Annotated in this window: 1 protein-coding gene and 1 pseudogene; one reads left to right on the top strand and one right to left on the bottom strand. The window is 42.1% G+C overall.

Annotation, left to right across the window (positions count from 1 at the left end; genetic code table 11):
- A pseudogene (locus tag ABS768_RS17640) lies at positions 1-266 on the top strand (biotin--[acetyl-CoA-carboxylase] ligase); the annotation flags it as partial.
- A gap of 52 nt (positions 267-318) precedes the next feature.
- Here the strand turns inward: ABS768_RS17640 and ABS768_RS17635 are convergent.
- On the bottom strand, positions 319-598 hold a 280-nt coding region (locus ABS768_RS17635), incomplete at its 5' end, for a DUF4241 domain-containing protein (RefSeq protein ID WP_408076256.1).

Genomic DNA, 598 nt, shown 5'->3' with positions numbered 1-598 from the left:
AATTTGACAAATATGACCTTATGGTAAAAATAGGGGAACAGCTAAAGCAAAATGTTTCACGGTTGAGAAATGATGACAGCAGCAGCATCTGGAAGTATTATGAGCAAAAGCTGTACCGCAAGGGCATACACTCGGCCTTTGAGAAGAATAATGAACGGTTTATGGGCATTATAAAGGGTGTGGGTAAAACAGGGCTTTTACAGGTACAGCTTGAAGACGACACTATTGCCGAATACAAAATAAAAGAAGTACAGTTGCTGTATTAACAGCCTTACTGTACTTCTTTGCAATTATTAGCCGGAATATATAATACTTTTATTATTCGTCGTCACCCTCCTCATCATCTTCCTCCGGGGCATCAAATTCATTTAATAAAAAATCTACCACAAGCTCAACGGCATCGCCATCGGCATCAAGGCCCCAATAAGCAGGGTAGTACCCATCTCCCCAGCCTGATGCAAACATTATAGCATTGTTGTCTGAATCTTTGTCCGGGTGGTGGTCGTTCCAGTCGCCCAATTCGCGCGAAAAACTGTTTTTACCACTATATTGCCTAAACTCTTCTCCCAGCACTTCGTCATAATAATTGGCTTCGGGG

The organism is Flavobacterium rhizophilum (assembly GCF_046000485.1).
GTDB lineage: Bacteria > Bacteroidota > Bacteroidia > Flavobacteriales > Flavobacteriaceae > Flavobacterium > Flavobacterium rhizophilum.
Note: the sequence above shows the minus strand (reverse complement) of the source record. Positions and strands in the feature narration are given on the sequence as shown.